Raw genomic sequence first — 18,601 nt, forward strand, 5'->3', positions numbered from 1 at the left:
GTCTCCCTTCGTCAGGCCGCGCGGACGGTGCGCGCGACCGGGTTCAGTACCTCGTGGTGCAGCCGTTGCACGTCGGGCGACGGCTCGATGCCCAGCTCGTCGGCGAGCGACCGCCACAGGTCGCGGTAGACCGTGAGGGCCTCGGCCCGCCGGCCGCAGTTGTTGAGGGACTCGATGAGCTGGGCGTGGAACCACTCGTTGAGCGGGTACTGCTGGATGAGCGCCCGCAGTTCGGGTATGAGGTCGCGCTCGTTCCCGAGCTGCTTGAGCGCCTCGATGCGCCGTTCGACGGCGCGTACCCGCAGTTCCTCCAGGTACATCGTGTAACCGGTGAGGACGCGGCCGGTGGAGATGTTGGCCAGGGCGGGGCCGGTCCAGAGGTCCAGGGCCTCGCCCAGGGTGCGGGCGGCCACTTCGAGGAAGCCCCGGTCGGCGGCCCGCCGTCCGGACTTCACGAGCTCCTCGAACTCCCGGGTGTCCAGGCCGTGGCCGGTGGGATCGATGAGGTAGCCGGGGCTGCGGGTGACGAGGATCCGTTCGCCGGCGCGCGCGAGGCCCTCGCCGACCAGGATCTTGCGCAGGTGGTAGACGTACGTCTGCAGGGTGGTCAGGGCGCTGCGTGGGGGGTTCTCGGCCCAGAGTTCCTGGATGAAGGCGTCGACCGGCACGATCTCCCGGGGCCGGGTGAGCAGCAGGGCGAGGACCTGACTGGCCTTCGGGGTGGGCGGGATGCACGACCGGCCGTCCTCCGTGGTGATCTCGAAGGGGCCGAGGAGATGGAATTTCACTGACTGACCTCGGACGTCTCGTTTTCCGGTCGGTTCCGGACTGGCGGATGGGTGTCTCTGATGTCGGGGGTGGGGGGGCTTCGGGGGTGGGGGGTGTCGGGGGTGTCGGGGGTCGGGGGGCTTCGGGGGTTCTCCGTCGAGTACGTGTCGAGAGTCCGTCGAGCGCGGCGGGCCAGCATGGGGCCGTGCGAGAGCGCATGCAGGGACACCAGGACGGGAGAACGAAAACGATGAGCGGAACCGGCCGGCCCACCGTGGCGGTGATCGGCGCGGGGACGATCGGCCTCGGGTGGATCACCCTGTTCCTCGGACACGGACTGGACGTGCGGGTCAACAGCCGCCGTCCCGAAGCGCGGAACGTCGTCCTGAAGGGGCTGCGGACCTTCGTGCCCACGCTGCCCGGCGGCACGGGCCTGGACCCCGAGGAACTCCTCGAGCGGGTGACCTTCGAACCCGACGTGGCCCGTGCGGTGGAGGACGCCGACGTCGTCCAGGAGAACGCGCCCGAGGACCTGGTCCTCAAGCAGGAGCTGTACGCCCGTATCGGTGAAGCCGCTCCGGAGCGCGCCCTGTTGCTGTCGTCGACGTCCACCCTGCTGCCCGACGCGATGGGCGAGCGGATGAAGGACTCGGGCCGCCTGGTCGTCGGGCACCCCTTCAACTCCCCCCACATCGTTCCCCTGGTGGAGGTGGTCGGGGGCGAGCGGACGGACCCGGAGGCGGTGGCGGAGGCGGTCGGCTTCTACCGTTCGGTGGACCGGACGCCCGTCGTGCTGCGCCGGCCGATCGCGCGGTTCGTCGCGAACCGGCTGCAGTCCGCGCTGCTCCAGGAGAGCATCCACCTCGTCCGTGAGGGCGTGGTGACGATGGAGGAGCTGGACACCGTCGTCACGCGGTCCATCGGCCTGCGGTGGTCCACGATCGGTCCGTTCCGCTCCTTCCATCTCGGAGGCGGGGAGGGCGGTCTGCGGAAGTGGCTCGGCCATCTCGGCGTCGGTCTGGAGAAGAGCTGGGCCGAGCTCGGTTCGCCCCGGATGACCGAGGAGACGATCGACGCCCTCGGCTCCGAGGCGGAACGCCTCTTCGGCGGGACCGAGTACGCGCGCCTGTGCCTGGAGCGCGACCTGAGGCACCGGGCGGTGCTCGACGCGCTGGCGGCGGTCGAGACGGAGCGCGGTGGCGCCGAGCAGGGGGGCGCGTCGTGAGGGCCGTGCCCTGCCGGAAGCGCGGGGGTACGTCGTGACGGTGCGCGCGGACATCAGGGCCGTGGCGGACGCGGACACCTTCAAGGACGCGCTGTCCCTGCTCGCCTCGCCGCTCACACTCGTGACGACGGTGGACGAGGAGGGGAACAGGTGGGGGCTCACGGCGAGTTCGGTCACCTCCGCCTCGCTCTCCCCGCCGCTCGTCGTGGTCGGCATAGCCCGCACCTCCAGTTGCGCCGCGGCCCTCGCCGCCGCGTCCGAGTTCGTCGTCAACGTGCTCGGGGAGCAGCACGAGGAGCTCGCCCGCAGGTTCGCCACCCGGGGCATCGACCGGTTCGCCGGTCAGTCCCTGGCCCCCTGGCCGGGCAGCCGGCTGCCGTTCGTCCCCGACGCGCACGCGGCGTTCCGCTGCGCGGTCGAGGACCGGCTGCGGGTCGGTGACCACGAGCTGCTGGTGGGGCGCCCGACCGAGGTGCTCCTCGACGGGGGCTCCCCGCCGCTGCTCTGGCACCGCCGGGCGTTCCGCACGGCGACCTGAACCGCACCCCGTGGCCCGCCCGCCCGCAGGGCGGGGCGGCGGGCCACGGGCGGTTCAGACGCGTGCGGCTCCGACCGTCTCGGCCGTCCCCAGCGGTCGTACCGCCGTGGTCTCGGGCGCGAGGTCGGCAGCGGCCCCGGGCCCGTACGCCTCCGCGATACGGGCCCGGAGCACCGTGCCGTCGAGCCGGTACGCCTGTGGGCCCACGGACTCCAGGGCCGTGGTGGCGAGCGCCGCGCCGAGCCGGGCGGCCCGCACCGGGTCGTCCCTGCGGGCCGTGGCCGCGAGGAAGCCGGCCCGGAAGGCGTCGCCGGCTCCGGTGGGCTCCACGGTCCCGTCCGCCGGGACGGCCGCCACGTCGAGGGGCGGTCGGCCGGAGGTCAGGATCCGGACGCCGTCCGCGCCGCGGGTGATCACCCAGGTGCCGACCCGTTCCAGGACCTGCCGCTCGGTCCAGCCCGTCCGCTCCTGGACGAGCTGGGCCTCGTACGCGTTGGTGAAGAGGTACCGGGGCCCGCGCAGGAGCAGCCGGACCTCGTCCCGGTCGAGCCGCGCCAGCTGCTGGGAGGGGTCGGCGCAGAACGCGACGCCGAGTGCGGCGGCCTCGCTCGTGTGCCGCAGCATCGCCTCCGGGTCGTTCGGCGAGACGAGGAGCAGGTCGAGGCCCCCGGCGCGGGCGAGCACCGGGGCGAGGGCGATGTGCCGTGCCTCGCTCATGGCGCCCGCGTAGAAGGTGCCGATCTGGTTCTGGTCGGCGTCGGTGGTGCAGATGAACCGGGCCGTGTGCCGGGTCTCGCTGACGTGGACGGAGCCGGTGTCGACGCCGTGCGCAGCGAGTTCCTGCCCGTACTCGGCGAAGTCCCGGCCGACGGCCCCCACGAGGAGGGGCCGGAGTCCGAGGGCGCCGAGGCCGAAGGCGATGTTCGCCGCGACGCCGCCGCGACGCACGTCGAGCTCGTCGGCGAGGAAGGAGAGCGAGACCTTGTCCAGTTCCCCTTCGATGAGCTGCTCACCGAACCGGCCGGGAAACGTCAGCAAATGGTCGGTGGCGATGGAGCCTGTCACCGCGATACGCACATCCACTCCACTCTGTTCGGGGGTGAGGGTCCGGCCGTCGTTCAGACGGGGGCGGGCCGGCCGCTGACATCCGCCCAGTAGGCGGCGAGCGACTCCTCCAGACCGCGCCTCGGCCGCCATCCGAGGAGTTCGCGGGCGGGGGCGAGGTCCGTCCGTATCCAGTCCCGCGGCGCCGCGGCGCCGGGCTCCGGCGGCCGTTCGACGATGTGGGCGGGCACACCGCTCACCCGCACCAGGAGGTCCACGAGCCATCGCACGGGGACGGCCTCGCCGCGCCCGATGTCGACGGCCCGGCCGCTCGCGGGCGAGAGCGCCGCCGCGAGGACGGCCTCCGCCACGTCCCGTACGTCGACGTAGTCGCGGTGGGCCCGCAGCGGGGCGAGTTCGACGGTGACGGGGTCCCCGTCGGGGGTGCCCGTCAGGAGCCGCTCCGCGACCCTGCCGAGCAGGCTGACGTCGGGGGCGCCGACGCCCGACACGTTGGAGACGCGCAGGACGAGGGCCCGCACGGCGCCGCTCGCCGCCGCCTCCAGGACGGCACGGGAGGCGGCGAGCTTCGCCTTTCCGTACGGGGTCGTCGGCTCGGGCACCGGATCGGGGCGCGGGGTGCCGGGCGGTTGCGGGCCGTGTTCGAGTACGGAGCCGAGGTGGACGAGCCGGGGCCGGTGCCGCAGGGTGGCGAGGGCGTCGAGGAGCCGCAGGGTGGGGACGGTGCAGATGCGGTCCATGGCGGCGTCGTCCCGGCTCCAGATGCTGCCGGTGGCGTTGACGACCACGTCGGGGCGCTCGGCCTCCAGGACCCGGGCGAGCGCGTCCGCCGGCGTCCGCGCCAGGTCGAGGGCGAGGAACCGGGCCGCGAGGGGCCGCTCGGGCGCGGTCCGTGCCACGGCCAGGACGTCCCAGCCGGCGGTGCGGAAGTCCGCGCAGACGGTCCGCCCCACGAAGCCCGTGCCGCCGAGCACCACGACGCGCCGGGCCTGTGCCGTCCGGGGGGCGGGGGGCTGTCCGGCCGTCACTTGCGGACCCCGACGAGGAACCCCCGGGCGGACACGCGGCTCTCGACCCGCTCGAAGGCGAAGCCCGCGGCGGTGAACGCGGCCTCGTAACGGTCGGTGCCGAAGAGCCGGCACACATGGTCCTCGGTGAAGTGCCGTACGCCGTGGTCGGCGTGGGCCACGACGTAGTGGACGCGCATGAGGGAGGCGTCACCGGCGGGCGTGGCCAGGGAGGCGTGGGAGACGCGGGCGACGTGGGTTCCTTCGGCCTCGACCACGTCGGCGGAGACGTGTCCGGGTGTGAAGGTCTCCGGGGCCCACCAGGGCTCCACGACCAGGACGCCGCCCGGGTTGAGGTGGCGGGCGAAGGAGCGCAGGGTCGCGTCGAGCTCCTCGGCCGAGTCGACGTACCCGATGGAGCCGAAGAGGCAGACGGCCGCGTCGAAGCGGCGGCCCAGGTCGAAGTCGCGCATGTCGCCGAGGGTGAACGGGACGTGGGGCAGGCGGTTCCGGGCGAGGGACAGCATGGGCTCGGAGAGCTCCACGCCCTCGACGTGGTCGTACCGTTCGGCGAACCGGGCCAGGTGGGCGCCGGTGCCGCAGGCGATGTCGAGGAGGGAGCCGGCGCCGGGCATGCGGTCGTCGACGAGAGCGGCGACCGCGGCGGCCTCGCCGTCGAAGTCCTTGCCCCGGGCGCTGTGCAGGAGGTCGTAGAGCTCGGCGGAGTCGTTTCCGTACATGATCGTCCTCTATGGATGCGGTGGATGCGGAGGTCGTTGCGAGGGGGCGTCAGAAGGACGCGACCGCGCCGGAGTTGAGGCAGGCGAGCAGTGTGCGGGCCTGCACGTTCACATAGCGCGCGTGCTGGGCGAGGGCTCCCAGCTGGCCCGGGGTGACCCACAGATAACCCTCCGGCGGGTCCAGCGGGGCGTCGGGGTCGGCCTCCACGATGAGGTAGCGGCTCTCGGCGTTGAGGAACCGGCCGCCCTCCTCGGAGTGGACCGCCTCGTAGTGGACGCGCCCGGGGCCGGCCGCGAGGACCTCCTCCAGGAAGGGGGGCCGGTCCGCGGGGTCGAGGTGGGCGTAGTTGTCCGGTGCGTACTGCACGGTCGGGGCCAGCTCCAGGACGTCGAGCAGGCCGGCCTCCACGCGCGCGTGGACCAGGAGGTGGCGGACGCCTCCGATGCGGCGGGTGAGGAACGCGGTCACGCCCCGCCCGGTGGGTTCGATGAGCGGCTGCGTCCAGTCGGCGGTCTCCCGGCTTCCGGCCTCGACGGCCACCGCCACCACCCGGAAGTAGCGCCCGTCCGGGCGTTCGACGGCGGTGGGGGTACGGTGCCAGCCCCTCACCTGGGCGAGCGGGAGCCGTTCCACGTGGACCTCGTGGCGGGCGCGCTGGGCGGTGACCCAGGAGAGCAGTTCGCGGTCGGTGTGGAGCGCGCGGGCGAGGTGGTCTCCGGCGGAGTGCGTCGGCAGGCCCGCGAGGACGGTCCGTGAGTCCATGTTGACGAGGTTGTCGTGACGGAGCAGACGGCCGATCTGGCCCAGGGTCAGCCAGCGGAAGTCCTCGTGCGGCTCGACCTCGTCGTCGGTCTCGACGAGCACGTTCCGGTTGGCCTTGCGCAGGAACCAGGAGCCGTGCTCGGACTGGAGGACGTCGGCGAGCACCCGTCCTCGGCGCGGTCCGTGGAAGTACTCCAGGTAGCGGACGTCCGCGCCCCGGTGGACCTTGGTGTAGTTGCTGCGGGTGGCCTGGACCGTCGGGGACAGCTGGAGCACGTTCCGGTTGCCCGGCTCCATCTTCGCCTGCATCAGGAAGTGCAGGACTCCGTCGATCTCCTTGGCCAGGATGCCGAGGATGCCGACCTCGGGCTGGTGGATGATCGGCTGCTGCCACCGCGGGAAGGGGCCCCGGTCGACGGTGACGCCGACGCCCTCGACCGAGAAGAACCGGCCGCTGCGGTGGACGAGGTTGCCGGTGTCCGGGGCGAACGACCAGCCGTCGAGGTCGGCGAAGGGGATGCGGTCGACCCGGAAGCGGTGGGCCCGCAGGCGTTCGGCCAGCCATCCGGCGACCTCGTCCGTGCGCGGGCCGGCTCCTTCGGGGGCGGCGGCCGAGCGGGCCAGGCGCTGGGGCAGTCCGGTCTCCGCGCGGCGGCGCAGGACCGCCGTCGCGGGCGCCGTCCGGGTGGTGGTGGCCGGCGGACGGGTCACCGGTCCGTCTCCGGACGGGGGGCCGGCCGCTCCCGGTGTTTCACCGGCTTCCACCACTGGGGGTTCTCGCGGTACCAGTCGACGGTGTCCGCCAGGCCCCGGTCGAAGGGGACGAGGGGCTCGTAGCCGAGCTGTTCCCGGATCTTGCCGTCGTCCAGGGCGTAGCGGAGGTCGTGGCCCTTGCGGTCGGCGACGGGCTGGATCATGGACTCGTCGGCGCCGCACAGCTCGACGAGCCGGCGGGTGAGGTCGAGGTTGGTGATCTCGTTGCCGCCGCCGATGTTGTAGATCTCGCCGGCTCCGCCGTGGGCGAGGACGAGCTGGACGGCCCGGCAGTGGTCCTGGACGTGCAGCCATTCGCGGACGTTGCGGCCGTCTCCGTACAGCGGCAGGGGGATGCCTTCGAGGAGGTTGGTGACGAACAGCGGGACGAGCTTCTCGGGGTGCTGGTGGGAGCCGTAGTTGTTCGAGCAGCGGGTGATGGAGAGGTCGAGGCGGTGGGTGCGCCAGTAGGAGCGGGCCACCAGGTCGGCTCCCGCCTTCGAGGCCGCGTACGGGGAGTTGGGCAGCAGGGGCCGGCTCTCCGTCCAGGAGCCCGTCTCGATCGATCCGTACACCTCGTCGGTGGAGACGTGCACGACCCGCTCGATGCCGGTCTCGACGCAGGCGTCGAGCACGGTCTGGGTGCCGCCGACGTTCGTGCGGACGAACTCGGCCGCGGACTCCACGGAGCGGTCGACGTGCGACTCGGCGGCGAAGTGGACCAGGCTGTCGTGGCCCGGGAACACGTCGAGGAGGAGGGGGAGGTCGCAGACGTCGCCGTGGACGAAGTCCAGCCGGGGGTGGTCGGCCGGGAGGTTGTCCCGGTTGCCCGCGTAGCTGAGTTTGTCGACGACGGTGATCCGCGCGTCCTCGTAGCCGGGGTAGCCGCCCGCGAGCATGGTGCGGACGTAGTGCGAGCCGATGAAGCCGGCGCCGCCGGTGACGAGCACCCTCATGCGGCCACCTCGATACGGGTGTGGTCGCCGATCACGAGCCGGTGGCCGTCGCCCTCGGCGCCGGCGCCGACGACGGCGTTGCGTCCGATGAGCGAGCCGCGCAGGCCGGTCACGGCGGTGATGGAGGCGCCGTCCATGACGATGGAGTCGGTCAGGGTCGCGGCGCGCAGCCGGCAGTCCCGGCCGATGGAGGTGTGGGGTCCGACCGTGCTGTCCTCGATCACGGTGCCGGCGCCGATGACGGCCGGGCCGGTGATCGTGGAACGCACCAGACGGGCTCCCGCCTCGAGTACGACGCGGCCGGTGACCCTGCTGTCCGCGTCGACCTCGCCGTCCACCCGGGCGTCTTGTTCGCCGAGCAACTGCCGGTTGCAGGCGAGGACTTCCTCGACCCGGCCGGTGTCCTTCCAGTATCCGTCGTACTCGCTGGCCGCGACGTGCGAGCCGTGGGTGACGAGCCACTGGACGGCGTCGGTGATCTCCAGCTCGCCGCGGGGACCGGGTTCGATGGCGGCGACGGCTTCGTGGATGGCGGCGGTGAAGAAGTACACGCCGATGAGGGCCAGGTCGCTCCTGGGCTGTTCGGGTTTCTCCACGAGCCTCAGCACCCTTCCGTCGGGGGCGAGTTCGGCCACGCCGAAGGCGCGTGGGTCACGCACCTTGTGGACGACGACGAGGGCGTCGGGCCGGGTGGCGGTGAAGTCGGCGGCGATGGAGGCGATGCCGCCCGGGACCATGTTGTCCCCGAGGTACATCACGAAGTCGTCGTCGCCGAGGAAGGGCCGGGCGAGGGCGACGCAGTGCGCGAGGCCGAGCGGCTTCTCCTGGGGGATCAGCGTGATGCGCAGCCCCAGGCGGGAGCCGTCGCCGATCACCTGGGCGATCTCGTCGGCCCAGTCGCCGACGATGACGCCGACCTCGGTGACGCCCACCGCGCGGATGTTCTCCAGGACGTGTTCGAGGACGGGCTTGTTCGCGATGGGGATGAGCTGCTTGGGCATCGAGTAGCTGAAGGGGCGCAGACGGGTGCCCGCTCCGCCGGACAGCACCAGGGCCTTCATGACCGGTTCCCCTCGGTGAGGACCTCCCGCAGGGCGGAGATCACCTTGTCCTGGACGTCCTCGGAGAGCGAGGGGTACATCGGGAGGGAGAAGATCTCGCCGGCCAGCCGCTCGGTCACGGGCAGCGAGCCCCGGGCGTATCCGAGGTGCGCGAAGCCGCTCATCGTGTGCACCGGCCACGGGTAGCTGATGTTCAGCGAGATGCCGTAGCCCTTGAGTCGCTCGATGATCTCGTCGCGGCGCGGGTGGCGGACGACGTACACGTAGTAGACGTGGTCGTTGCCCTCGGCCGTGGCGGGCAGCTGGAGCCCGCCCGGTCCGGCGAGGTCCCCGAGGCCCTCCTCGTAGCGGCGGGCGACCGCGCGGCGCCCCTCGATGTAGGTGTCGAGGCGGCGGAGCTTGCGCCGGAGGATCTCGGCCTGCACCTCGTCGAGGCGGGAGTTGTGGCCGGGGGTCTGGACGACGTAGTACGTCTCCGCCATGCCGTAGTAGCGCAGGCGCCGGAGGGCGGCGTCGACCTCGGGGTCGTCGGTGGCGACCGCGCCGGCGTCGCCGTACGCGCCGAGGACCTTGGTCGGGTAGAAGGAGAACGCGGCGGCGTCACCGATGGTGCCGGCGGTCCGGCCGTGGTGGCGGGCGCCGTGCGACTGGGCGCAGTCCTCGAGGATCTTCAGGCCGTGCTGTGCGGCGAGGCGCTCCAGCGGGGCCATGTCCACGCACTGGCCGTAGAGGTGGACGGGCAGCAGGACCTTGGTCCGGGGGGTGATGGCCGCCGCCACCTGGTCGGTGTCCATCAGGAAGTCCTGTTCGCGGATGTCCACGAACACGGGGGTGGCTCCGGTGCCGTCGATGGCGACGACGGTGGGCGCGGCGGTGTTGGAGACGGTGATCACCTCGTCGCCGGGCCCGACGCCGAGGGCCTGGAGGCCGAGCTTCACGGCGTTGGTGCCGTTGTCCACGCCGGCGCAGTGGGCGAGGCCGTGGTAGGCGGCGAACTCGCTCTCGAAGCCCTGGACGGAGGGGCCGAGGATCAGACGGCCGGAGCGGAAGACGGTGTCCACGGCGTCGATGAGGTCGTCGCGTTCGTTCTCGTACTCCGGGAGGTAGTCCCAGACGTAGGTGGTCATGGTGTTCCTTCTGCGAGTGCGGATGCGGAGGGGGCGGGCCGCCGGTGCGGACGGCGGTGGTCGCCTGCGGTCGGGGGCTGTGCTCCGGTGCGGTCGGGCTGCGGGCGTGGGCGGGGCTCGGTGCGGTCAGCGGCGGGCCGCGGCGTACGCTCCGGCGTGTTCCAGCGTGGCCAGGCTGTTCGCGCCGAGCGCTTCGCGGAGGTAGCGGCGCGCCGCCGGCAGGTCGGCGTTCTCGCCGAGGACCCGGGTGACCGCGGTGGGCTCGACCACGGCGGTGTGCCGCGAGGTGACGACGGTGGCACCGTCGCCGTCCTCCGCGAAGCTCCATTCCCCGGTGTGCAGGGACATCAGCGGGGGCAGGGTGGTCTGCTTGTAGACGATCCGCTGGTACGGGAAGCAGACGCGCACCGACTCGGTGGTGTGCGGGCTGCCGTCCTTGGTGAGCGTGTCCATGGCCAGGATCTGGACGCCGGGGGCGGCGTCCCGCAGGTGCACGGCCGTGACGTGGGGCAGGCGGTCGGCCCAGTGCTGGGCCTGGTCGATGAAGTCGTAGACGTCCTTGACGTGGCCTTCGAGCCGCACGGTGTCCTCGAAGGTGAGAAAGGTGCCGCCCTCACCGCCCTCACCGCCTTCACCGCTGACGCGTTCCGCGTGCCTCTTGAGCGCGGCGAGTTCCGCCCGGCTGTTGGCGTCCACGGCGCGGTCGATCCAGTCGAGGGTCCCGGGGTCGTCACCGGCGGCCCGGAAGTCGTGCAGCAGCCGTACGCGGCACTCCCCCGGCCCGGTGGGCTCGATGATCCAGGCGCCGCCCATCGCGGCCATCGGCGGACTCGGCACCTCCTGCCGGAAGTCGACGCGGAGTCCGTCCCGGTCCAGGGTGCGCCGGGACGTCCAGTGCTTGACCTGTCCGTCGACGGTGGCCCAGAGCCGGATGCGCTCCTCATCGGCGCCCCGCTCCAGGTGGTCGGCGTGGACCGAGGGCGGGAAGATCGCCGGCCAGCCGCCGACGTCGGCGATCAGTTCGTAGAGCCGCTCGGCGGGCGCGTGGACGGTGATCTCGTGTGCGGTCTCCCGCGTGGTGTGCTGGGTCATGGTCGGTTCCTCGGAGTCGGCGCACCCGGCTGCTCCGCCGTCACTGCGGCGGGTTTCCGTGTTTGCGCGAGGGGAGATCGGCGTGCTTGGCGCGGAGCATGTCCAGGGCGCGTACGAGCACGCGGCGGGTGTCGGCGGGGTCGATGACGTCGTCGACGAGGCCGCGCTCGACGGCGTAGTAGGGGTGCATCAGTTCCGTCCGGTACTCCTTGATCTTCTGCAGGCGTTCCGCCTCGGGGTCCGGAGCGCTCGCGATCTGCTTGCGGAAGATGACGTTGGCGGCGCCCTCGGCGCCCATGACCGCGATCTCGTTGGTGGGCCACGCGTAGGTGAGGTCGGCGCCGATGGACTGGGAGTCCATGACGATGTAGGCGCCGCCGTAGGCCTTGCGCAGGATCACGGAGATCCGGGGCACGGTCGCGTTGCAGTACGCGTAGAGCAGTTTGGCGCCCCTTCTGATGACGCCGTGGTGCTCCTGCCCCACGCCGGGGAGGAAGCCGGGCACGTCGACGAGCGTGACGATCGGGATGCTGAAGGCGTCGCACATCTGCACGAACCTGGCCCCCTTCTCGGAGGCGTCGATGTCCAGCACGCCCGCCATCACGGAGGGCTGGCTGGCGACGATGCCGACGACCCGGCCGTCCAGTCGGGCGAGGGTGCACACCAGGTTGGCGGCCCAGCCGCCGTGCACCTCCATGTGCTCCCCGTCGTCGACGAGTTCCTCGATCACGGCCCGGACGTCGTACGAGCGGACGGCGTCGGCGGGAACCAGGTCGAGGAGCGCGGGGGTGGCGCGGTCCGGGGAGTCTTCCGGCACCACGGCGGGCGGGTTCTCGCGGTTGTTCTGCGGGAGCATCGACAGGAGGTAGCGGACCTCGGCGATGCAGGTCTCCTCGTCGTCGTACGCGAAGTGCGCGACGCCCGAGGTCTCGGCGTGGACGTCGGCGCCGCCCAGACCGTTCTGGGTGATCTCCTCACCCGTGACCGCCTTGACGACGTCCGGGCCGGTGATGAACATCTGCGAGGTCTCACGGACCATGAACACGAAGTCCGTGAGCGCCGGGCTGTAGGCGGCGCCGCCGGCGCACGGGCCGAGCATCACCGAGATCTGCGGGATGACCCCCGAGGCCCTGGTGTTGCGCTGGAAGATCCCGCCGTAGCCGGCGAGCGCGGAGACGCCCTCCTGGATACGGGCGCCCGCCCCGTCGTTCAGCGACACCAGCGGCGCACCGGCCGCGATGGCCATGTCCATGATCTTGTGGATCTTCGTGGCGTGGGCCTCGCCCAGCGCGCCGCCGAAGATCCGGAAGTCGTGCGCGTACACGAAGACCGTCCGGCCCTCCACCGTGCCCCAGCCGGTGATCACACCGTCGGTGTACGGCTTCTTCGCCTCCAGGCCGAAGCCCTGCGCACGGTGCCGGCGCAGCTGCTCGACCTCGCTGAAGGAACCGGGGTCCAGCAGCAGCTCGATCCGCTCACGCGCCGTCAGCTTGCCCTTCGCGTGCTGCGCCTCGGTCGCACGGTCACTCGGGCCACGCAGCGCCCGCTCGCGCAGGACACGCAGCTCGGCCACACGGCCACGGGCGTCGGCGGGCTTGTCGTCCGGGCCGTTCACGTGCTCCGGCCGGCGGCTCTCGGTGGTGGGCACGGCACACTCCACTTCTGGGGGCGACTGCTCGGTTCACACGGCGGGGACGGCGGCTCGGAGGAAGGAGGCGCCCCGCTCCCGCACCTCCGGCGGCCCCACCTCCTCGGCGCGTACGGCCACGGCCGCCGCGTACGCGCGGTCCTCGGGGAGATCGAGGTCGAGGACCGTCCAGCCCGGCGGCCGTCCCCGGGTGTCGGTTCCCAGATACTCGGAGGACGTGCCGTGCGCCAGGCCGGTGCCGATTCCCTTGAGATAGGCCTCCTTCCGGGTCCAGAGCCGGCCGAACTCGGCCGGCCGGGCGCTCTCGGGCCGGCGCTCCACCTCGGCCCGCTCGGCCGGGTGGAGCGCCGGGAGGCACGCGTCGACGGTGCCGCCGCCCGGCGAGCGCTGGATGTCGGCTCCCACCGGGGCGGCGGCGACGGCGACGAGCACCAGACCGTGGCTGTGGGAGAGGGAGAAGCGGACGGGCGGGGCGTCGACGGCCAGTTCGGGACGGCCGTGCGGACCGCCGCACACGGGGCAGGTGGCCCGGGTGAACCGCAGGTCCCCCGGGGCCGTCCCGGTGTGCAGCGCCAGGACCCGGCGGAGCGCGATGTGGGCGGCGAGGTACCGGAGCCGGTCGCCCGGTCCGACGAATCGTTCCGCCCGCTCCCGCTCCCGGCCGTCCAGCTCCTCCAGGGCGAGGGCCGCGGTGTCCGGGCCCGGCTCGTCGACCCGCACCAGCCAGACGTCGAGCCGGACCCGTCTCATGTGCCACCGTCCGGCGCGGTGGGGGTGCGCCGCGTGGGGGCCACGGGCGGTCAGACGGTCGGGACGGAACGCAGCTGGGCGTTCACGGCCTCGATCAGCAGGCGCGGTGTGGAGGTCTCCGTGAGCGTCTCGTCCGTGAGCACGACACCGAACTCGCGCTCAATCCGCGTACCGGTCTCCAGCATGGCCAGGGATTCATATCCGAGGGATTCGAAATCCACGTCGAGGATGTCACCCTCCAGGTCGACGCTTTCGTCGGCGCCGACCCCTTCCTTGAGAATTCGCTTCAGGTCGTCGAGCTCGAAGGTCCTGATTCCGGAAGACATAATCATCCTTTCACGGGGTCGAATGGGTTCCCCGGCGGGGGACGGCCCCGGTCGACGCCGGCCGGTCGGTCTCTCGCCCGACACGCACCGGACATGCGGGGTTCACCTGCGAAGTTCTTCGGAGCAGAAGATGCGAGCGCCCCTACCGCCCGCATCGGACCGCGTTGCGGCCGGGGGCTGGGCACATGCCTGGGGAACGTAACCAACAGCTTCTTCGCCGGACCGCCTCCCCGTCAATGGAGATCTTTTAAGATACCGACAAGATCATGTCAAGCAATCGTAAAGTCGTCAGGATCCCATCAATACCGGGAAGCGCCGCGACAGTAAATCAGGTCACCCTTGACCCCGCTCACCGAGGACTTTTACGCTGCCCGGAACGCTGCGATCCAGCAGGTGACCAGGATTTACAAAGGGGAAACACGCCTTGAATTCCCGTGAGACTCGAACCGTCCGGTCGCACCACCCCTGCGCGGGCGCCGGCTGCCGACGCCGGCACGAGACGGGGACGGAAAGCGGGCGGAGAGCCGCCACCGGGGCCTTCCTCTGTCCGGACTGCCGGGGCGAACTCCTCACGGACCTCCGCCGACTGCCCGCGCTCTACCGGGCCTGCGGGCAGCTGCTCGACGGCAGCCGGACCGTGAGCGGTCCGCGCGAGCGCACCTCGGGCGGCGGGTTGCCCGGACTGCCCTTCAACACGGCCGCGTCGGACGTGCGCCAGGAGACCCTGGCGGTCCTCGGCTCCTGGGCGGGCCTGATCGCCGAGGCCCGGAGGCTGCCCCGCCCCGACCGCACGGTGGAGGCCCTGACGGCGTTTCTGATACGCCACGCGGGATGGCTGACCGCGCACAGCGCCGCCGGTGACGCCTCCCGCGAGCTGAACGAGGTGACCCGCCGGGCGGCGCGCGTGGCTTCCCCGGACGACGACCGCCGTCTGGTGACGGTCGGTGTCTGCCCCGAGCCGGGCTGCGCGGGGAGGCTCCAGTCGCTGATCCGGCCGACCGTCGACGATGCCGGCGCCGGCGCCGCACCCGTCGTCCGGTGCCGGAACGATCCGGCGCACCACTGGGCGGGCCAGGAACTGATGCTGCTCAGGCAGCGGTTGACGGCGAGGGCCGGTACGGCACGGCACGCGGCCCCCGGCGGCGCGGCGCCGTCGGCGCCCCGGCCGGAGGCGGCCGCCGCCACGACGGGAACCGTGTGGCTCAGCGCCTCGGACATCACCCGGCTGTGGGGCACGCCGGCCGGCAGCGTGTACCGGCTCGCCAGCACGGGGGCGTGGCGGCGCCGGAGCCGGGACGGCCGTACGTACTACCACGAGGCCGACGTCGTAAGGGCGTTGAGCGAGCGCCACCCCCGGACCGTCGCGTAACCTCCCGGCCCCGGAAGACGCGCGCCCGCCGCCCGGTGCCCCCTCCTACCAGCGTTCGGCGAGGAGGTCGGGGCCGGGCGGCCGGCCCGGGAGCGGGCCGTGCCCGGCGCGCAGGCCGTCGACCGCGATGGCGATGATGCGGCGGCGGGCGTTGGCGGCCGCGTCGACGAGGTCGGTCCTGCCCTGCACCTCGAACTGCTCGACCAGGGACGACTTCCCGAGCTGCTCGATGAGGAGGGACACGTCCACGGCCGTGACGTCGGCCCGCAGCACGCCCGCCTCGTGGGCGCGCGCGATCAGGGCCCGCGTCAGCTCGTCGGACCTGGTGAACTTCTCGGCCATCTCGTCGGTGACGGGGATCGTGCCGGCCAGCGGGCCGAGCGCACCGCCGCTGAACTCGATGGCGGCGGTGATGTAGTGGACGAGCCCCTCCCAGGGGTCGTCGTGCGCGAGCCCCTCCTCCACCGCCTGGATCCACTGCCCGAGCGACAGCGCGCACAGGTGCTGGAACAGCTCCTCCTTGGTGCGGTACCGCCGGTAGAGGCTGGCGATGCCGACTCCCGCGCGGGCCGCGATCGTCGCCACGGAGGTATGGGCGCCGTCCACCGCGAGGACCTTCTTGGCGGCTTCGAGGAGGGCGCGGTCGTTGCGTTCCGCTTCGGCGTATCGGGGAGCTCGTCGGGCCATGGGTCCACTCTAGCCGCTTGCGAAGCGAATCACTCCGTTATACATTCCAAACGAAGCGAAGCTATCCGTTTGGAGGGGCGCCGTGCTGTCCGTGGTGATGGAGGAGTTCGGAGGACCGGAGGTCCTGCGGGCTCGACAGGTCGAGGATCCGGTGCCGGGCCCCGGGCAGGTGCTGATCGACGTCACGTACGCGAGCGTCACCTTCGTCGAGACCCAGGTGCGCTCCGGCAACGGCCCCTTCGGCCGCCCCGCGCTCCCCCGCGTGCCGGGCAACGGCGTCGGCGGCCGGGTCGTCGCCGTCGGCGAGGGAGCGGATTCCGCGCTGCTCGGCACGGTCGTGGTCACCACCACCGGCGGCGAGGGCGGGTACGCCGAGCGCGCCCTGGCGCGGGCCGACGAGGTCGTACCGGTCCCTCCCGGCCTCGCCCTCAAGGACGCGGTCGCCCTGCTCGCCGACGGCCGCACCGCCCTCCTGCTCTTCCGTCAGGCGGAGGTCAAGCCGGGCGAGAAGGTCCTCGTGGAGGCCGCGGCCGGCGGTGTCGGCAGTCTCCTGGTCCAGTTGGCGGTGCACGCGGGCGCCCGCGTGGTCGGTGCCGCGCGCGGCGACCGGAAGGCCGAGCTGGTCGTCTCCCTCGGCGCGTCCTACGTCGACTACTCGCGGGACTCCTGGCTCCGCCAGGTCCGGGACGCGGCCGGCGGCGGTGAACTCGACGTCGTCTTCGACGGGGTCGGCGGGGCGATCGGCACCGCGGCGGCGGGAGCCCTGCGCGCCGGAGGGCGCATCAGCCTGTACGGCATGGCCAGCGGCGCGGACGCCACACTCGACGAGGACGACCTCGTCGCCCGGGGCATCCGCACCCTCGGCCTCTTCGCCGCCCCGGGTCCCGCCGAGACCCACCCCCTCATCGGACAGGCGCTGCGGCTCGCGGCGGAGGGCGTCCTCCGGCCGGTCGTCGGCCAGGTCTTCCCGCTCACCGCGGCGGCGGCGGCGCACGCCGCCATCGAGGCGCGGGCCACCGTGGGCAAGACCCTGCTCGCCGTCGGCGACCGGCAGGTCGCCACGGAAGGCGCCACGAGTGGCGCGGCGGACGACACCTCGGACGGCACCACGACCGCCGTCCCGGACGCCGCGACGAACGGCGACCGATGAGCACCGGGGCCCGCACACCTCCCGAGCGGGCGGGCGCCCGCGAGTGGACCGCGCTCGCGGTCCTGGGCGTCCCGGCCGTCCTGGTCATGATGAACATGTCGGTGCTCTACCTGGCGCTCCCGACGCTCAGCCGGGACCTGGACCCCAGCGGCCCCCAGCTGCTGTGGATCACCGACATCTACGGCTTCATGGTCGCCGGCGCCCTCATCACCATGGGCACGCTCGGGGACCGTATCGGCCACCGCAGGATCCTGCTGATCGGGGCCGTCGCCTTCACCGCCGCCTCGGTCTTCGCGGCGTATGCGAACAGCGCGGGGATGCTCGTCGCCGCGCGCGCCGTCCAGGGCGTCGCGGCCGCCTCCCTCGCGCCCTCCTCGCTCTCCGTGATCCGCAACCTCTTCCGGGACCCGGCGCAGCGCACCCTCGCCATCACCATCTGGATGATGAGCTTCATGGGCGGCGGGGCGCTCGGCCCGCTCGTGGGCGGGGTGCTCCTCCAGTACTTCTGGTGGGGTTCGGTCTTCCTCGTCGCCGTGCCGACCATGCTGGTGCTGCTCCTCACCGCGCCGTTCCTGGTGCCGGAGTTCCGCTCGTCCGGGACCGGGCGGCTGGATCTCGTCAGCGTCACGATGTCCCTGCTGGCCCCGCTGGCGATCGTGTACGGGATCAAGGGCGTCGCCGCGGACGGCCCCGGGCTCGCCTCGCTGGGCTTCATCGTCCTCGGCCTGCTCGTCGGCTGGGCCTTCGTACGGCGCCAACGGCGGCTCGCCGAGCCCCTGCTCGACCTCTCCCTCTTCCGTATCCCCGCCTTCGCGGTCTCGGCCGGAGGCATGATCGTCGTCGGCATGCTCCTCTTCGGTACGAGCCTCCTCACCTCGCAGTACCTGCAACTGGTGCTGGGATTCGAGCCCCTGGAGGCCGGTCTGTGGCAGCTGCCTACCGCCGTGGGAGGCACCGTCGTCGCGCTGTGGGTCTCCGGTCTGGCGGCCCGTTTCCAGCCGGCCGTGCTGATGAGCGCGGGAGCGGCCCTCGCCGTCCTCGGGCCGGTCATGCTCACCCAGGTCGACGGTGGCCCCGGCTTCCTGGTGGCCGGTTCGCTGCTCCTCTTCGCGGGTCTCACCCCGTTCATGGCCCTGGGCACCGGTCTGGTCGTGGGCGCGGCACCACCCGAGCGGGCCGGCGCCGCCTCGGCCATCTCCGAGACGGGCGCGGAGCTCGGCGGCGCGCTGGGCATCGCCACGCTCGGCAGTGTGGCCACCGCCGTCTACGGCGGTTACATGGCCGGCCACCTGCCGCCGGGCCTGCCCGCGGACCTCGCCGGGCCCGCCGGCGAGACCCTGCCCGCGGCCCTGGAGGCCGCCCGCGGGCTCCCCGGGGATCTCGGCTCCGCGCTGGCGGACACCGCCCGGGCCGCGTTCACCCACAGCCTCCACGTGCACGCGCTGATCCTGATCCCCCTGCTGCTCGCCCTCTCGGGCCTCACGCTCACGCTGCGCCGCCGCGGGGAGCGGGACCCGGAGGACCATCCGTCGCCCCACGACCAGGCCGCCGCCCCCGCGCCGGTCGCCGACTGAAA

18 protein-coding genes are annotated in these 18,601 nt (G+C 72.7%); 5 read left to right on the forward strand and 13 right to left on the reverse strand.

Features of this window, described 5'->3' with window-relative positions; genetic code table 11:
- Positions 1 to 11 precede the first annotated feature (11 nt).
- Positions 12 to 788, reverse strand: coding sequence for an AfsR/SARP family transcriptional regulator (locus ACZ51I_RS30610; RefSeq protein WP_468882357.1), 777 nt, complete (start codon positions 786 to 788; stop codon positions 12 to 14).
- A gap of 230 nt (positions 789 to 1,018) precedes the next feature.
- Between ACZ51I_RS30610 and ACZ51I_RS30615 the strand changes: the two genes are divergently transcribed.
- The gene (locus ACZ51I_RS30615) at positions 1,019 to 1,993 is read left to right on the forward strand and encodes a 3-hydroxyacyl-CoA dehydrogenase NAD-binding domain-containing protein (protein WP_468882360.1); all 975 of its coding nucleotides are present in this window, start codon (positions 1,019 to 1,021) and stop codon (positions 1,991 to 1,993) included.
- A gap of 34 nt (positions 1,994 to 2,027) precedes the next feature.
- Complete coding sequence (locus tag ACZ51I_RS30620; protein ID WP_468882363.1) at positions 2,028 to 2,531, forward strand: flavin reductase family protein; 504 nt, start codon at positions 2,028 to 2,030, stop codon at positions 2,529 to 2,531.
- A 54-nt stretch (positions 2,532 to 2,585) separates the two neighbouring features.
- Here the strand turns inward: ACZ51I_RS30620 and ACZ51I_RS30625 are convergent, their stop codons facing one another.
- The 11 genes from ACZ51I_RS30625 to ACZ51I_RS30675 form a co-directional block, all read right to left on the reverse strand.
- Complete coding sequence (locus ACZ51I_RS30625; RefSeq protein ID WP_468882366.1) at positions 2,586 to 3,608, reverse strand: carbohydrate kinase family protein; 1,023 nt, start codon at positions 3,606 to 3,608, stop codon at positions 2,586 to 2,588.
- 41 nt (positions 3,609 to 3,649) lie between these two features.
- Positions 3,650 to 4,624: an NAD-dependent epimerase/dehydratase family protein gene (locus ACZ51I_RS30630; RefSeq protein WP_468882368.1), complete on the reverse strand. Its 975-nt coding sequence runs from the start codon at positions 4,622 to 4,624 to the stop codon at positions 3,650 to 3,652.
- Positions 4,621 to 5,343, reverse strand: coding sequence for a class I SAM-dependent methyltransferase (locus ACZ51I_RS30635; protein ID WP_468882370.1), 723 nt, complete (start codon positions 5,341 to 5,343; stop codon positions 4,621 to 4,623). The genes ACZ51I_RS30630 and ACZ51I_RS30635 overlap by 4 nt, the downstream gene beginning before the upstream one ends.
- A gap of 49 nt (positions 5,344 to 5,392) precedes the next feature.
- Positions 5,393 to 6,817, reverse strand: coding sequence for an NDP-hexose 2,3-dehydratase family protein (locus tag ACZ51I_RS30640; protein ID WP_468882371.1), 1,425 nt, complete (start codon positions 6,815 to 6,817; stop codon positions 5,393 to 5,395).
- Positions 6,814 to 7,815, reverse strand: a complete 1,002-nt coding sequence (gene rfbB / locus ACZ51I_RS30645; RefSeq protein WP_468882373.1) for a dTDP-glucose 4,6-dehydratase — start codon at positions 7,813 to 7,815, stop codon at positions 6,814 to 6,816. Before rfbB ends, ACZ51I_RS30640 begins: the two co-directional genes overlap by 4 nt.
- Positions 7,812 to 8,876 (reverse strand): glucose-1-phosphate thymidylyltransferase, encoded by a 1,065-nt coding sequence (locus ACZ51I_RS30650; RefSeq protein ID WP_468882375.1) that lies wholly within the window; start codon positions 8,874 to 8,876, stop codon positions 7,812 to 7,814. Before ACZ51I_RS30650 ends, rfbB begins: the two co-directional genes overlap by 4 nt.
- A complete protein-coding gene (locus tag ACZ51I_RS30655) occupies positions 8,873 to 10,003 on the reverse strand; it encodes a DegT/DnrJ/EryC1/StrS family aminotransferase (protein WP_468882378.1) in 1,131 nt (376 codons plus the stop codon). Before ACZ51I_RS30655 ends, ACZ51I_RS30650 begins: the two co-directional genes overlap by 4 nt.
- A 126-nt stretch (positions 10,004 to 10,129) precedes the next feature.
- Positions 10,130 to 11,095, reverse strand: coding sequence for an aromatase/cyclase (locus tag ACZ51I_RS30660; protein WP_468882380.1), 966 nt, complete (start codon positions 11,093 to 11,095; stop codon positions 10,130 to 10,132).
- A 40-nt stretch (positions 11,096 to 11,135) separates the two neighbouring features.
- Positions 11,136 to 12,710 (reverse strand): acyl-CoA carboxylase subunit beta, encoded by a 1,575-nt coding sequence (locus ACZ51I_RS30665; protein ID WP_468882513.1) that lies wholly within the window; start codon positions 12,708 to 12,710, stop codon positions 11,136 to 11,138.
- 66 nt (positions 12,711 to 12,776) lie between these two features.
- Positions 12,777 to 13,493 (reverse strand): 4'-phosphopantetheinyl transferase family protein, encoded by a 717-nt coding sequence (locus tag ACZ51I_RS30670; RefSeq protein WP_468882382.1) that lies wholly within the window; start codon positions 13,491 to 13,493, stop codon positions 12,777 to 12,779.
- A gap of 50 nt (positions 13,494 to 13,543) precedes the next feature.
- Complete coding sequence (locus ACZ51I_RS30675; RefSeq protein WP_468882384.1) at positions 13,544 to 13,819, reverse strand: acyl carrier protein; 276 nt, start codon at positions 13,817 to 13,819, stop codon at positions 13,544 to 13,546.
- Positions 13,820 to 14,243: 424 nt separating this feature from the next.
- Here ACZ51I_RS30675 and ACZ51I_RS30680 point away from each other — a divergent pair, with 424 nt between their 5' ends.
- Positions 14,244 to 15,188: a hypothetical protein gene (locus ACZ51I_RS30680; protein ID WP_468882387.1), complete on the forward strand. Its 945-nt coding sequence runs from the start codon at positions 14,244 to 14,246 to the stop codon at positions 15,186 to 15,188.
- 45 nt (positions 15,189 to 15,233) lie between these two features.
- Here the strand turns inward: ACZ51I_RS30680 and ACZ51I_RS30685 are convergent, their stop codons facing one another.
- Positions 15,234 to 15,875, reverse strand: coding sequence for a TetR/AcrR family transcriptional regulator (locus ACZ51I_RS30685; protein ID WP_468882390.1), 642 nt, complete (start codon positions 15,873 to 15,875; stop codon positions 15,234 to 15,236).
- 82 nt (positions 15,876 to 15,957) lie between these two features.
- Between ACZ51I_RS30685 and ACZ51I_RS30690 the strand changes: the two genes are divergently transcribed.
- Complete coding sequence (locus ACZ51I_RS30690) at positions 15,958 to 17,025, forward strand: zinc-binding dehydrogenase (protein WP_468882393.1); 1,068 nt, start codon at positions 15,958 to 15,960, stop codon at positions 17,023 to 17,025.
- Positions 17,022 to 18,599, forward strand: coding sequence for an MFS transporter (locus ACZ51I_RS30695; RefSeq protein WP_468882395.1), 1,578 nt, complete (start codon positions 17,022 to 17,024; stop codon positions 18,597 to 18,599). The genes ACZ51I_RS30690 and ACZ51I_RS30695 overlap by 4 nt, the downstream gene beginning before the upstream one ends.
- Positions 18,600 to 18,601 lie beyond the last annotated feature (2 nt).

The organism is Streptomyces sp. NPDC034084 (assembly GCF_055575535.1).

Coding starts and splice junctions, on each gene's coding strand:
- ACZ51I_RS30615 (WP_468882360.1), top strand. CDS start 1,019: ATGAGCGGAACCGGCCGGCCCACCGTGGCGGTGATCGGCGCGGGGACG.
- ACZ51I_RS30635 (WP_468882370.1), bottom strand. CDS start 5,343: ATGTACGGAAACGACTCCGCCGAGCTCTACGACCTCCTGCACAGCGCC.
- rfbB (WP_468882373.1), bottom strand. CDS start 7,815: ATGAGGGTGCTCGTCACCGGCGGCGCCGGCTTCATCGGCTCGCACTAC.
- ACZ51I_RS30650 (WP_468882375.1), bottom strand. CDS start 8,876: ATGAAGGCCCTGGTGCTGTCCGGCGGAGCGGGCACCCGTCTGCGCCCC.
- ACZ51I_RS30655 (WP_468882378.1), bottom strand. CDS start 10,003: ATGACCACCTACGTCTGGGACTACCTCCCGGAGTACGAGAACGAACGC.
- ACZ51I_RS30660 (WP_468882380.1), bottom strand. CDS start 11,095: ATGACCCAGCACACCACGCGGGAGACCGCACACGAGATCACCGTCCAC.
- ACZ51I_RS30670 (WP_468882382.1), bottom strand. CDS start 13,493: ATGAGACGGGTCCGGCTCGACGTCTGGCTGGTGCGGGTCGACGAGCCG.
- ACZ51I_RS30675 (WP_468882384.1), bottom strand. CDS start 13,819: ATGTCTTCCGGAATCAGGACCTTCGAGCTCGACGACCTGAAGCGAATT.
- ACZ51I_RS30685 (WP_468882390.1), bottom strand. CDS start 15,875: ATGGCCCGACGAGCTCCCCGATACGCCGAAGCGGAACGCAACGACCGC.
- ACZ51I_RS30695 (WP_468882395.1), top strand. CDS start 17,022: ATGAGCACCGGGGCCCGCACACCTCCCGAGCGGGCGGGCGCCCGCGAG.